Source organism: Streptomyces sp. NBC_00878, from assembly GCF_026341515.1.
Lineage (GTDB): Bacteria > Actinomycetota > Actinomycetes > Streptomycetales > Streptomycetaceae > Streptomyces.
In genome coordinates, this window is record NZ_JAPEOK010000001.1 from 2,724,055 (window position 1) to 2,737,217 (window position 13,163).

The following is a 13,163-nucleotide window of genomic DNA, read 5'->3' on the forward strand; positions in this document are numbered from 1 at the left end:
GGCATCCCGCCGGTCGGCCTCGCCAGCCGGACCGCCTCGCCCGCAGGTTCATCCTTCCCGTCGGTCAAACCGCCCCTGCCCCCGTGAGCGCCCGCACCTCGGTTTCGGCATGCTTGGCCTCGTCCGGCGGCTCCGCCGAGGTGACCGTGCCGAGCCAGCCCGCGAGGAAACCCAGCGGGATCGACACCAGGCCCGGGTTCTCCAGCGGGAAGTACTGGAGGTCGGCACCGGGGAACAGCGACGCGGGACTGCCCGACACCACAGGCGACAGCACCACGAGCACCAGGGCCGGCACCAGTCCCCCGTACACGGACCACACCGCGCCGCGCGTCGTGAAGTTCCGCCAGAACAGCGAGTACAGCAGCACCGGCAGATTCGCCGACGCGGCGACGGCGAAGGCGAGTCCCACCAGGAAGGCCACATTGAGGTCGCGCGCGAGCAGACCCAACGCGATGGCGATGACACCGACACCGACCGCCGCGGTCCGGGCCACGGCCACCTCGCTGTGCGGCTTAGCACGCCGCCGTCGCAGCGACGCGTACAGGTCGTGGGCCACAGACGCGGAGGAGGCGAGCGTGATCCCCGCGACCACCGCGAGGATCGTGGCGAAGGCGATCGCGGCGACGATCGCGAACAGAACCGTTCCTCCGGTGGAACCCGCGCCGCCGCCCAGATCGAGCGCCAACAGCGGAACCGCCGTGTTCCCGGCCGCGTTCGACCCACGGACGGCATCCGGACCGACGATCGCCGCCGCCCCGAACCCCAGCACGATCGTCATCAGGTAGAACCCGCCGATCAGGCCGATCGACCAGACGACCGAACGGCGCGCGGCGCGCGCGGTCGGCACGGTGTAGAAGCGCGACAGGATGTGCGGCAGCCCGGCCGTGCCCAGCACGAGCGCCAGTCCCAGGCTGATGAAATCGAGGCGCGCGGTCCAGTCCCCGCCGTACTTCAAACCCGGCGCGAGAAACGACGTCCCGTGCCCGCTCCGCTCCGCCGCCGTACGCAGCAACTGGTCGAAGTCCCCGTGGAACCGCACCAGGACGAGCACGGTCAGCGCGATCGCTCCGCCCATCAGCAGGACCGCCTTGACGATCTGGATCCAGGTGGTGGCCCGCATCCCTCCCATCGACACATAGACGACCATGAGCGCCCCGACACCGATGACCGTCCAGGCCTGGGCCGCCTCGCTCGTGCCCCCGAGCAGCAGCGCGACCAGGCTGCCCGCGCCCACCATCTGCGCCACCAGGTACAGCACGGACACGGTCACCGAGGACGTTCCCGCCGCGATCCGCACCGGCCGCTCGCTCATACGGGCCGCGACGACGTCCGCGAGCGTGAACCGCCCGCAGTTGCGCACCAGTTCAGCGACGAGGAACAGCACGACCAGCCAGGCGACGAGAAAGCCCACCGAATACAGCAACCCGTCATAGCCGAAGAGCGCGATCAGACCCGAGATGCCGAGGAAGGAGGCGGCGGACATATAGTCACCGGCGATGGCAAAACCATTCTCCATGGGCGAGAAAAGCCGTCCGCCCGCGTAGAACTCCTCCGCCGAACCATGCCGGTGGCGGCTCACCCAGGTCGTGATTCCCAGGGTGACCGCGACGAACGCGCTGAACAGCAGCAGCGCCAGCGTCTGATGGTTCCCGGTCACCGCTCACCACCCGCGACGCTTCGCGTCAGCTCCTGTGTGTCCCAGCGCAGATCGAGCGCGGCCCGGTCTCTGCGCAGCCGGGCATGCCGCGCGTACGCCCAGGTGAACAGGAACGTCGTGAGGAACTGTCCGAACCCCGCGAGCATCGCCACGTTCACCGCGCCGACGACGGGCCGCGCCATGAAGTCCGGAGCCGTCGTCGCCGTCACCACATAGCCCACGTACCAGGCGAAGAAGACGGCTACGGCCGGGACCACGAACCTCCGGTACCGGCTGCGCACCTCCTGGAAGGCCGCGCTGCGCTGCACCTCCAGATAGATGTCGGCCGTGCGGGCGGTTCGGTCCTCGTGCTCCCCTCGCGCGGGCGGCACGGCAGGAGCGGGCGCACCCGTACTGTCCAACTCGCCCCAGCCGGAGGCGAGCGCGTCGTACCAGGGGTCGTCGAACCGGACCTTTCCGGAGCCGGAGTCGGGACCGTCGTACTTCTCCACCGAACTCTCCTTGTCCGCTGCCCGTTTCGGCCGCGTGCCCAAGGATGGACAGAACGGGAAGATCCCAGACTCTTCTCTCCGCGCTCTTCACCCCATCAGGTGACTCACCCCCCTGGTGGCCGCACAAGTCCCTTCCCGAAGGCGTAACGGACCGCCTGCGCACGGTCCTTGAGCCCCGTCTTGGCGAACAGGTTGTTGATGTGCGTCTTCACGGTGGCCGTCGAGACATGGAGCTTGCGGGCGATCTCCTGGTTGGTCAGACCGTCGGCGATCAGCACGAGCACCTCCGTCTCCCGCCCGGTGAGCCCGTCCGGTGCCTCGGTGCCCTCCTCGGGAACCGTGGGCTCCGGCTCGGACAGCCGTTCCAGCAACCGCCGTTGAATGCTCGGCGAGAGCCCGGCGTCCCCGGACAGCACGCTGCGCACGGCCCGTACGATCTCGTCGCCGCCCGCGTCCTTGGTGAGATACCCACGGGCCCCCGCTCTGAGCGCGGGAAACAGCGACGCGTCGTCCGCGTACGTGGTGAGCACCACGACCTGCGTGCGGGGGTGCTCGGCCCGGATGCGTCTGGTTGCCTCCACTCCGTCGCAGCGGGGCATGCGCAGGTCCATCAGCACGACGTCGGGATCGAGCTCGGCCACCAGTCGTACGGCCTCGTCTCCGTCGGCGGCGGCCCCGACGACCTCGACCCCCGGCAGCAGCCCGAGCAGCATCACGATGCCCTCGCGGACCACGGTCTGGTCGTCCGCCACGACGACACGGGCCGGTGCCCCGCCTCCCTCCTCCGTCATACAGGCACCTTCAGCATCACCACGAACCCCTCCTCGTACGGCCCGGCCTCCAGCGAGCCGCCCAGCAACTCGGCCCGCTCCCGCATTCCGAGCAGACCGTATCCGGCACCGGAGTGCGTGAATTCACCCGGCGGCGCTCCCGAATCCCTGACGTTCAAGGTCACTTCGTGCTCGCCATAGTCCAGCCGTATGCGGGTCTTGGCGCCCGGCGCGTGCTTCCGGACGTTCGTCAGGGCCTCCTGGGCAACCCTGCGCAGTGCCTGCGACGCCTCGGCCGGCAACGGCCGCCGTTCACCCGTGACAGTGACGTCGGCGCCGCCGGTGTCGGCGACCAGTTCACTCAGGAACTCCTCCAGCGGTGACAACTCACCACGCAGCGCGGAGAGCGCTTGCCGGGTCTCGGCGAGGCCCTCCCGGGCCATTCCCCGTGCCGCCACGACCCGATCGAGGACCTGGTCCCTCTCCGCGCCTCTCTCGATCAACAGCCGTGCCGCCTCCAGGTGAACGAGCTGGGCCGAGAGGCTGTGGGCCAGGACGTCGTGGATCTCCCGCGCGATCCGGGCCCGCTCCGCGAGCGCCGCCGACTCCGCCTCGGCCGCCCGTGCGGCCCGCTCCTGGACGAGAAGCCGCTGGGCACTGCCCCGGGCCTCCGCGTCCAGCCGCAGCACGTATCCGGCCAGAGCAAGCCCCGTGGTCATGGCCAAGGTGGTCAGCCAGGCATCGTTGTTCACTGCCGCGTACGTACCCAGAGCCACGGCGCTTGCGGGCAGTGCCGCCGCGAGCGGCAGCCGTTCCATGGCGCTGACGGCGCAGGCGCACCACACGACGAGGGCAGGAACCCGCAACCCCGCGCCCTCTGCCACCGTCGCGATGGCGAAGAGCAGCACGAGCAACCCCAAGGAGGGAAGCAGGCGATGCTCGAGCGTGACCCTCCAGAAGCCCCAGACCCCGAGTCCACCGACAAGGACTCCGAGGACAGCCCCTGCGACACCCCAGCCGTGCAGGTCGCTGTCCATGAAAGTCGTCGCCAGGAGGATGCCTACGGCGAAGATGCGCCCGGCCCCGGCGAGCGTACGCCGGGCCCTGTGCACTCCCGCTCGGGAGAGCGCCTCGCGGGAGGGCCAGAGCATCCAGACGTTCTCCGTCATACACGCTCAGCTCCTGTCCGTCGTTATCCGACGGGTGCGGAACTGGCGAGTGATCACCAGGACGGCAACGGCGAGGATCACCAATGCGTCGACGAGCCCGGACATCGCGGCCTCCGTGTGCGAGGAAGTGCGGGTGCCGACAGCGGGCACTGCCGACGCCTTCGACGCTACGGAAACGGGCAGGTCGGCAGATCGGAGCCAGGGTGGATCATGGGTGGATCCCGGGAGTGCCCCGTCTCCACCCGCGGGTGGAGACGCCCTCACGGACGCCTCTTGGCCCGATGTCCGACGGGACGACGCCCGACAGGACAGCGCCCGCCGCGACCCCTCGCGGTCCCGGCGGGCTCACCGCACCGACTACGCGTCGATGCGCGAACGGTCCAGCGTCGCCGCGGAGCTGGAGATGAACTCCTTGCGCGGGGCGACGTCGTTGCCCATCAGCAGGTCGAACACCTGCTCAGAGGCCTCCAGATCGGAGATGTTGATCCGGCGCAGCGTACGGAAGCGCGGGTCCATGGTGGTCTCGGCCAGCTGGTCGGCGTCCATCTCGCCGAGGCCCTTGTAGCGCTGGATCGAGTCCTTGTACCGCACGTTCTTGCGCTGGAGCTCCAGCGCGGTCTCTCGCAGCTCGCGGTCCGAGTACGTGTAGATGTACTTGTCCTGGCCCTTCTTGGGCTGGCTGAGCTCGATGCGGTGCAGCGGCGGGACCGCCGCGAACACCCGCCCGGCCTCGACCATCGGCCGCATGTAGCGCTGGAAGAGTGTCAGCAGCAGGATGCGGATGTGCGCGCCGTCGACATCGGCGTCGACGAGAAGAATGATCTTTCCGTAGCGCGCCGCGTCGATGTCGAAGGTCCGGCCGGACCCGGCTCCTATGACCTGGATGATCGCGCCGCACTCGGCGTTCTTCAGCATGTCCGTGACGGACGCCTTCTGGACGTTGAGGATCTTTCCGCGGATCGGCAGCAGCGCCTGGAACTCCGAGTTCCGGGCGAGCTTGGCGGTGCCGAGCGCGGAGTCTCCCTCGACGATGAACAGCTCGCTGCGGTCCACGTCGTCGCTGCGGCAGTCGGCGAGCTTGGCGGGCAGCGAGGAGGACTCCAGGGCCGTCTTCCTGCGCTGCGCGTCCTTGTGCTGACGGGCCGCGATGCGCGTACGGGCGGCGGAGACGGCCTTCTCCATGACGACTCGGGCCTGCGCGGCCGCATCCCGCTTCGTGGAGGTCAGGAAGTCCTTGAGCTCCTTGGAGACCACGTTCGTCACGATCCGGCGGGCCGCCGAGGTGCCGAGGACTTCCTTGGTCTGGCCCTCGAACTGCGGTTCGGCAAGGCGGACCGTGACGACAGCCGTGAGGCCCTCCAGGGCGTCGTCCTTGACGATGTCGTCCTCGGCGACGCGCAGCAGCTTCTTGGTGCGCAGTACCTCGTTCATCGTCTTCGCGACGGCCTGCTCGAAGCCCGCTACGTGGGTGCCGCCCTTGGGCGTGGCGATGATGTTCACGAACGACTTCAGGGTCGTGTCATAGCCGGTGCCCCAGCGCATCGCCACGTCGACGCCCAGTTCGCGGGTGACCTCGGTGGGCGTCATCTGCCCGTGGTCGTCCAGGACCGGGACCGTCTCCTTGAAGGTGCCCTGCCCGGAGAAGCGGAGGACGTCGCAGACGGGCTTGTCGGTGGCCAGGTACTCGCAGAACTCACTGATGCCGCCGTCGAAGCGGAAGGACTCCTCGCCCTTGCTGCCGCCCTCCCCCAGCCCGAACTCGTCGCGGACGACGATGGTCAGGCCGGGCACCAGGAAGGCGGTCTGCCGGGCGCGCTGGTGCAGGTGGTCCAGGGAGAGCTTCGCGTCCTTGAGGAAGATCTGCCGGTCGGCCCAGTAGCGCACGCGCGTGCCGGTGCGAGTCTTGGGGATCCTCTTGAGCTTGCGCAGCCCGCTCGACGCGTCGAACGCGGCCTCGGCCCCGTCCCCCTTGAACGCTCCGGGGGTCCCTCGGCGGAAGCTCACCTCGTGGGTGTGACCTCCGCGGTCCACCTGGACGTCCAGACGGGCCGAGAGGGCGTTCACCACTGAGGCGCCCACGCCGTGCAGGCCGCCGGAGGCGGCGTACGAGCCGCCGCCGAACTTGCCGCCGGCGTGCAGCTTGGTCATCACGACCTCGACGCCGGACATGCCGGTCTTGGGCTCGACGTCGACCGGGATGCCTCGGCCGTTGTCCCGCACCTCGACCGAGCCGTCGTCGTGAAGGGTCACGTCGATGTGGTCGCAGTAGCCTCCGAGGGCCTCGTCCACGGAGTTGTCGATGATCTCCCACAGGCAGTGCATCAGACCGCGGCTGTCGGTCGACCCGATGTACATGCCCGGGCGCTTCCGCACGGCCTCGAGCCCCTCGAGGACGAGCAGGTGCCGCGCGGTGTAGTTGGAACCGTCCCGGTCTGCTCCGGTCAGCAGCGCTGTGGACGGCACGGACGTCTCGGCGGTCACGCGGTTCGCTCCTCGCTGAATTTCAGATGTGGCCCTTTTGGGTAAGGGCCCGGCTTCGGTCGCCGCTCCGAGGGTACCGAGGCCTGGTAGAGCCGTTGTAACGCCACCCTCGTCCGAAACTCAGACTAGACCAGAGTCGCATGCGTGTTCGATCCCTCGTTGGAGTGAAGTACATATCACGTTCCCTTCCAGGCATGAACCATTTAGGCTCCGGGCACGTCCTCAAGAACAACCGGCAAGCCAGCCGGGAGGACTGAACCTGACAGAGCGCGAACCCGTAAGACACGAAGACACGCAATACGGCTCATTCGCCGCCAACCGGCAGCAGACAGCCGACTCGGAAAGATTTTTTCGAGGAAGAGCCACGAGCGGGAACGTTTTCGGCCTGGTTGGATGTTGACCCTGGTACGACAGCTCGTCGAGCTAGAGAAGAGGCGACGTGACTACTGTTCTGACCCCCGCGAGCCCGCTGACGGCCGCTGACCGCTGCGACCGTTGCGGCGCCCAGGCATATCTGCGCGTCGTCCTCCTCAGCGGTGGTGAACTGCTCTTCTGTGCCCACCACGGGCGCAAGTTCGAGCCGGAACTCAAGAAGATCGCCGCTGAGATACAGGACGAGACGGAGCGGCTGACGACCGCCCCGGCAAGCGCCAACGACGAAGAGCACTGACACTTCGCGCAGACGACGAGCCATCTCCGGCACAGGCCGGTTCGGGCGGTCGCCCCTGAGTCTCAGGGGCGACCGCCCGTGCTCGTGCTCCCCGACACCGCCAGACGGCTCTCAGCGGGTCTCTCCGAGCGTTGTCACGACCTCCGAGACTCGCGTGTAGACACCGGGGCTGCCGGCCCGCCCACAGCCGCTCCCCCACGACACAAGGCCGATCAGTTCCCCCTGAGCGACCAGGGGCCCGCCACTGTCCCCCTGACAGGCGTCCCGGCCGCCGGCCCGCTCTCCCGCGCACAGCATGGAACCGGCGAGGTACCTTCCGTCCGCGTTCCCCGGATAGGCCTTCTCGCAGAGCGCGTCGGGCAGCACCTGCACACGCGCTGCCCGCAGAGAGGTCGCGTAGTCGCCGCCCCCCGTGGTGTCGCCCCAGCCGTAGACCACAGCGCCCGTACCGGGCTCGTACGCGGCACTGCCGGGGCCCGCCATGCGGATGACCGAGCTCGCGGCGAGCGGTTCCGCGAGGGTGAGAACGGCGAAGTCCCCGGCGTTCGTGTAGCTGTCGTAGCGCGGGTTGATCCAGGTGTCGCGTACGGCGATCTCCGTGCCCCCGTCCGACAGGAGATCCCCGCGTCCCGCGATGACCCTCAGATCGCGGACCTGCCCAGGAGGTGCGCCCAACACCTCCTCACTCAGGCAGTGGGCCGCGGTCAGCACCGTCGACGGGCCGATCACCACACCCCCGCAGAACTGCCCCGCACGCGTACCCCCGAACCGGTCACGGCTGGACAGGGCGACGGTCCAGGGGCTCTCGGAGATCTCGACCGGATAGCCACCGATGACGACATCGGCCGTCGCGGGGGCAGGACAAGCCAGCGGTATCGCGGCCACCGTGGCCGCGACGGCCAGCGCTCGGGCGAAGGGACGACGCATGCGCGCTCCTCACTCTGGGGTTGCCATGAGACACCCAGCGTGATCCAGCCGGCGGCGGTCCGCACTCCGCACAGACTGAGGGCCCGGCTCCCTGGGCGGGAAACCGGGCCCTCGGTGACGTACTGCCGAGACCTAGTCGAGGTAGTCGCGCAGGACCTGCGAGCGCGACGGGTGACGCAGCTTCGACATCGTCTTGGACTCGATCTGGCGGATGCGCTCGCGCGTCACGCCGTACACCTTGCCGATCTCGTCGAGGGTCTTCGGCTGACCGTCGGTGAGACCGAAGCGCATCGAGACCACGCCGGCCTCGCGCTCGGACAGGGTGTCCAGGACCGAGTGCAGCTGCTCCTGGAGAAGCGTGAAGCTGACCGCGTCGGCCGGGACGACCGCCTCGGAGTCCTCGATGAGGTCACCGAACTCGCTGTCGCCGTCCTCGCCCAGGGGCGTGTGGAGGGAGATCGGCTCACGGCCGTACTTCTGGACCTCGATGACCTTCTCCGGGGTCATGTCGAGTTCCTTGGCCAGTTCCTCCGGGGTGGGCTCACGGCCCAGGTCCTGGAGCATCTGGCGCTGCACGCGCGCGAGCTTGTTGATGACCTCGACCATGTGCACCGGGATACGGATGGTGCGGGCCTGGTCGGCCATGGCCCGGGTGATCGCCTGACGAATCCACCAGGTGGCATACGTCGAGAACTTGTAGCCCTTGGTGTAGTCGAACTTCTCCACCGCGCGGATCAGACCGAGGTTGCCCTCCTGGATGAGGTCCAGGAAGAGCATGCCGCGGCCGGTGTAACGCTTGGCCAGGGAGACCACCAGGCGGAGGTTGGCCTCCAGGAGGTGGTTCTTGGCGCGGCGGCCGTCCTCGGCGATGATCTCCAGCTCGCGCTTGAGCTTCGGCGCCAGCTTGTCGGCGTTGGCCAGCTTGTCCTCGGCGAACAGACCGGCCTCGATGCGCTTGGCGAGCTCGACCTCCTGCTCGGCGTTGAGCAGCGGGACCTTGCCGATCTGCTTGAGGTAGTCCTTGACCGGGTCGGCCGTGGCGCCGGCCGCCGCGACCTGCTGCGCGGGCGCGTCGTCCTCGTCCTCGTCGGACAGGACGAAGCCCTGGGCGCCGTCCTCGGTGGGCTCCTCGGCGCCGGCCTTGACCGCGCCCGGAGTCTCCTCGGCCGCCTCGTCGTCGACGAGCTCGGCGTCGTCCTTCTTGGCAGTGGTCTTCTTGGCCGTCGTCTTCTTGGCTACGGCCTTCTTCGCGACGGTCTTCTTGGCTGTCGCCTTCTTGGCGGCGACCTTCTTCTCGGACGCGTCCTCGGCGGGAGCGTCTGCGGCAGGCATCGCCGGGGCAGCGGTGGCGGTCGCCTTCTTGGCCGTCGCCGTCTTCGCCGCGACGGTCTTGGTGGCGGTGCGCTTGGCCGGACTCTTCGCTGCGACGCTCTTTCGGGTGCGCTTGGGCTCCGCGGCACTGACCATCAGCGTCACACCCTCTTCCTCGAGGATCTGGTTGAGGCTGCGCAGTACGTTCTTCCACTGAGTGGCCGGAATCTGGTCAGCTTCGAAGGCCCGACGCACGTCATCGCCGGCGATCTGCCCCTCAGCCTTTCCCCGCTCGATGAGCGCCATGACAGAGACGGACTCGGCGATCTCCGGCGGGAGCGTACGGGATGTGCTGGCCGACACGAACAACCTCTCGGAACGTTGGAAAACGGCTTCCGGCCCCGTCCACAACGGACAGGAACCGACGACCGCCGACTTGGGGATGGGCCGACGGCGCGGGCGGGGGCCGGGAAGAGTCACAGCGCCTCGAACGGCGTCTGTATTCCCTACTCGGCTGCCACCTCTTAGGTCATCGCGCTGCTCCCAGGAGCGTTACGCCCAATCTGCGTGGCCCGAGTCACACCCCGTAAGTGATCAAAAGCTCCCAGATGCGGTCAGAGGTGGTCAGCCGATGGTCTCAGTACCCCATCGCACCGCCGGACCCCGCCGGATTTGAGAAGCATCCATTGGGGTCCGGCGGCAGATGGTTCGCCGGCCAAGCGATGCCACTCGGGCACCCGCCACCGACCGCTCCACCCTCGGTGCGCGGTCAGTGCTCACGCGGCGCGGGCACGACGCGCTCCACCTCGGGGTGGACGGTGAGCAGTTGACGCATGGCCGCCTCGGCGCCCGACCCGTCACCGGCGGCGAGGGCGTCGACGATGCGGGCGTGGTGCCCGAGAGAGGCCTCGGTCGGCCGGTCGCAGCCCGTGACCGGGTTGCCGGAGACCTGGAGCGCGGCGGACACGATCCCGGAGAGGTGCTCCAGCATGCGGTTGCCGGAGACCTGGATGAGCAGGGAGTGGAACTCCGCGTCGGCGCGCGAGAAGGTGAGCGCGTCACCCTGCCCCATGGCGTGCACCATGATCTCGACCATGTCGCCGAGCCGCTGCTGCACCTCCTCTCGCCCGTGTCCGGCGGCGAGGCGGGCGGCGAGGGGCTCGATCGTCCAGCGCAGCTCGCTCAGCTCGCGCCGCTGGTCGTCGCGCTGCGGCCCGAAGGCCCGCCACTCGATGATGTCCGGGTCAAGGAGGTTCCAGTCGCTGACCGGGCGCACGCGCGTGCCGACATTGGGGCGGGCACTGACCAGGCCCTTCGCCTCAAGAACGCGGAGTGACTCACGGACGACGGTACGGGACACCTCGAAGCGCTGGCCGATCTCCTCGGGCACGAGCGGGCGGTCCGCACCCAGGTCGCCGGAGACGATCATCTGCCCCAGTTGCTGGACCAGTTGGCCATGCAGGCCGCGGCCGCGGCTGCCGGCGGTACGCCGACCCATGCGGCCCAGCTCCGGGTCCGTGCCGTCCCACACGGAGGCACTGAGGCGGTCTACGCCGGGGACCTCCCCGTAGGGATAGCGGTCGAGTTCGCCCGGGCCGGCGAGACCGGAGTCTGCGGTGCGGGCGGTGGTCATCATGGTGTGCGCAAGGGTACTCACGGATCCTTTGTCGGCGCCGTCTCCAACTCCCTTGAGGTCTTTGGTGAAAAGCACACGAAAGGGTGATCGCTCACCCCATCGCAATTGACGCCTTATCGGAAAGAAATGGGCGTTCTGTGTGGAGTTGCGCGCACGAGGGGAACGCATGTGCACGGACGGTCGTCATCGGACCCTGCTCCGCAGGGTGGTGAGCAGATATGCGCAGAGCAGTGCGCTGAGCGACAACGTCAGTGCGCCACCGACGGGTTGGACGATCACCCGCGCCACGGCGGCCAGGTAGCGCTCGCCCCCGAACGGCCACTGGATCAGCACGAGCTCGCGCAGCCGGGTCGAGAGCCCGGCGGCGGTCCGCACGGACGGCCCCTCGAAGACCTTCTGCACCAGCGGTACGACGAGGACCGGTACGGCGAGTACCGCCGCCAGTCCGGCGGTCGCCGACCGGAAGATCCCGGCCGCCAGGACGCCCGCCCAGGCGCAGCCCACCACGAGGCCGATCCAACTCGCGCTCAGCGAAAGCCAGTCCTCGGGAACTCCGGCGAGCTCCCGTCCGTAGACGAGGTAGAGCAGTTCGGCGTCCACACCCACCGCGAGGAGGGCCAGCATCAGCGCGGTGGCGGCGGCGACGAGGAGTTTGGCGGCGAGCATCCCCAGGCGGCGGGGGACGGTCCCGCGATCGGCGGCCAGGGCGGGATGGCGGAACTCGTCGCCGAAGGCGATGGCGCCGAGCAGTCCCGCCCCGAGCGCCGCGGGCGGCAGCGGGAATTCCCGCGGCCACGCGGCGAGCAGACGCGGCTGCGGCGTGTGTCCCGCTCTGGCCAGGAGCATGGAGACGAGGGCGGAAGTGACGAGCACGGCGGCGGCGGTGAGATAGCCGGTGGCGACCCCGGCCGCGCGGCGCAGTTCGTAGCGCAGCGGCCGCAAGGGGCTGGCGCCCGGCCTGACGGTGATGGGCGGCGGAAGGAGCGACAGTTCGTCGGCGCGCGCCACCTCCACGGTTCGCGCGGGCTGCTCGGCCTCCTGAGCGTCGCTCGCGGGATGCTGCGCGGGGACAGGTCCCATGTCGCCGATCTCGTCCGCGAGTTGGTGTACGAGGATGCTGTGGCGGTACGCGGTTTCGCCGACGTCGGCGCACGTGCTGCCGTACACGGAGAGCCGGTTGCCTGCCTCCCGTACGACTTCCACGGAGCGGCGAGTGGTACGGGCCTCCTTGGCGAGCAGGCCGCCGAGCCGGGCGGCGTGCGGGCTGCGGACGGCGACGCGGGGCCGGAGACGGGTGCGGGCGAAGTCGGCGACCTCCTGGTCGGCGACCAGCCTGCCCCCTTCCAGCGTGACGACCCGGTCGGCGGTCCGCGCGGCCTCCTTGGGGTCGTCCGTGGTGAGCAGCACGGTGCCGCCCCCGGCGGCGTGGGCTCGCAGAATCCCGTGCAGCCAGCGGCCCTCGCGGGCGGAGAGCCCGTCGGCGGCGGCGTCGAGCACGAGCGTGTGCGGGTCGGACAGCAGGGCACAGGCCAGGCCGAGGCGACGGTCCATGCCGCGCGAGAGTGTGCTCAGACGCTGGTCGCGCAGGCTGACCAGGCCAACCACCTCAAGGACGTCGTCGGCGCGCTGGGCCGGTACGCCCGCCGCCGCGCACAGCATCCGGAGTTGACCGCGGACCGTGCGGGCGGGATGGCCGGGCACCTCTCCGAGGAGCACGCCGACCTCGCGCAAGGGATGGGCGATGCGGTGCAGCGGGCGGCCTCTGAAGTAGGTGATTCCACGGCCCTGTTGAAGTTCGAGCATGAGCCTGAGCGCCGTAGTCTTGCCCGCGCCCGGGGCTCCGAGGAGCACAGTGACGCGGCCCGCGGGCACCTCGAAGGAGACATCGTCGACGGCGGGGGGAAGCTCCTTGCGGGCGTTGCTGGTCAGTCCGATGGCCTGGATCACCCAAAGCAAGATAGCGCGATATGTACGGTTTCTCGGTGATCTCGGGTGTGCTGAACGGGCCGCCCCATGCCCGTCGGACCACTTGGCCGGACCGCGGATCTCCG

The 13,163-nt window shown here is 69.3% G+C and carries 10 protein-coding genes and 1 pseudogene; 1 reads left to right on the forward strand and 10 read right to left on the reverse strand.

Features of this window, described 5'->3' with window-relative positions; all coding sequences use genetic code 11:
• Window positions 1-64 precede the first annotated feature (64 nt).
• The 6 genes and pseudogenes from OHA11_RS11185 to OHA11_RS11210 form a co-directional block, all read right to left on the reverse strand.
• On the reverse strand, window positions 65-1,657 hold the full coding sequence (locus OHA11_RS11185) for a cation acetate symporter (protein WP_266494787.1): 1,593 nt from the start codon (window positions 1,655-1,657) through the stop codon (window positions 65-67).
• Window positions 1,654-2,148 (reverse strand): DUF485 domain-containing protein, encoded by a 495-nt coding sequence (locus OHA11_RS11190; RefSeq protein ID WP_266494790.1) that lies wholly within the window; start codon window positions 2,146-2,148, stop codon window positions 1,654-1,656. The genes OHA11_RS11185 and OHA11_RS11190 overlap by 4 nt, the downstream gene beginning before the upstream one ends.
• A gap of 104 nt (window positions 2,149-2,252) precedes the next feature.
• On the reverse strand, window positions 2,253-2,939 hold the full coding sequence (locus tag OHA11_RS11195) for a response regulator transcription factor (protein ID WP_266494793.1): 687 nt from the start codon (window positions 2,937-2,939) through the stop codon (window positions 2,253-2,255).
• On the reverse strand, window positions 2,936-4,087 hold the full coding sequence (locus OHA11_RS11200; protein ID WP_266494795.1) for a sensor histidine kinase: 1,152 nt from the start codon (window positions 4,085-4,087) through the stop codon (window positions 2,936-2,938). The genes OHA11_RS11195 and OHA11_RS11200 overlap by 4 nt, the downstream gene beginning before the upstream one ends.
• 12 nt (window positions 4,088-4,099) lie before the next feature.
• Window positions 4,100-4,192, reverse strand: a pseudogene (locus OHA11_RS11205) (DUF1453 domain-containing protein); the annotation flags it as partial.
• 252 nt (window positions 4,193-4,444) lie between these two features.
• Window positions 4,445-6,568, reverse strand: coding sequence for a type IIA DNA topoisomerase subunit B (locus OHA11_RS11210; protein WP_266494797.1), 2,124 nt, complete (start codon window positions 6,566-6,568; stop codon window positions 4,445-4,447).
• A gap of 439 nt (window positions 6,569-7,007) precedes the next feature.
• Between OHA11_RS11210 and OHA11_RS11215 the strand changes: the two genes are divergently transcribed.
• Window positions 7,008-7,238 (forward strand): hypothetical protein, encoded by a 231-nt coding sequence (locus tag OHA11_RS11215; RefSeq protein WP_266494798.1) that lies wholly within the window; start codon window positions 7,008-7,010, stop codon window positions 7,236-7,238.
• 111 nt (window positions 7,239-7,349) lie between these two features.
• Here OHA11_RS11215 and OHA11_RS11220 read toward each other — a convergent pair whose 3' ends face one another.
• From OHA11_RS11220 to OHA11_RS11235, 4 genes are all read right to left on the reverse strand, one after another.
• Window positions 7,350-8,165, reverse strand: coding sequence for a serine protease (locus OHA11_RS11220; protein ID WP_266494801.1), 816 nt, complete (start codon window positions 8,163-8,165; stop codon window positions 7,350-7,352).
• A 132-nt stretch (window positions 8,166-8,297) separates the two neighbouring features.
• The gene (locus OHA11_RS11225) at window positions 8,298-9,845 is read right to left on the reverse strand and encodes an RNA polymerase sigma factor (protein WP_266494803.1); all 1,548 of its coding nucleotides are present in this window, start codon (window positions 9,843-9,845) and stop codon (window positions 8,298-8,300) included.
• Window positions 9,846-10,245: 400 nt separating this feature from the next.
• The gene (locus OHA11_RS11230; protein WP_266494805.1) at window positions 10,246-11,133 is read right to left on the reverse strand and encodes a FadR/GntR family transcriptional regulator; all 888 of its coding nucleotides are present in this window, start codon (window positions 11,131-11,133) and stop codon (window positions 10,246-10,248) included.
• A 162-nt stretch (window positions 11,134-11,295) separates the two neighbouring features.
• On the reverse strand, window positions 11,296-13,059 hold the full coding sequence (locus OHA11_RS11235; RefSeq protein ID WP_266494806.1) for an ATP-binding cassette domain-containing protein: 1,764 nt from the start codon (window positions 13,057-13,059) through the stop codon (window positions 11,296-11,298).
• Between the last annotated feature and the right edge of the window lie 104 nt (window positions 13,060-13,163).

What these genes read in the sequence shown, in the direction of transcription:
- OHA11_RS11195 (WP_266494793.1), bottom strand. Translation starts at nt 2,939, where the DNA reads ATGACGGAGGAGGGAGGCGGGGCACCGGCCCGTGTCGTCGTGGCGGAC.
- OHA11_RS11200 (WP_266494795.1), bottom strand. Translation starts at nt 4,087, where the DNA reads ATGACGGAGAACGTCTGGATGCTCTGGCCCTCCCGCGAGGCGCTCTCC.
- OHA11_RS11220 (WP_266494801.1), bottom strand. Translation starts at nt 8,165, where the DNA reads ATGCGTCGTCCCTTCGCCCGAGCGCTGGCCGTCGCGGCCACGGTGGCC.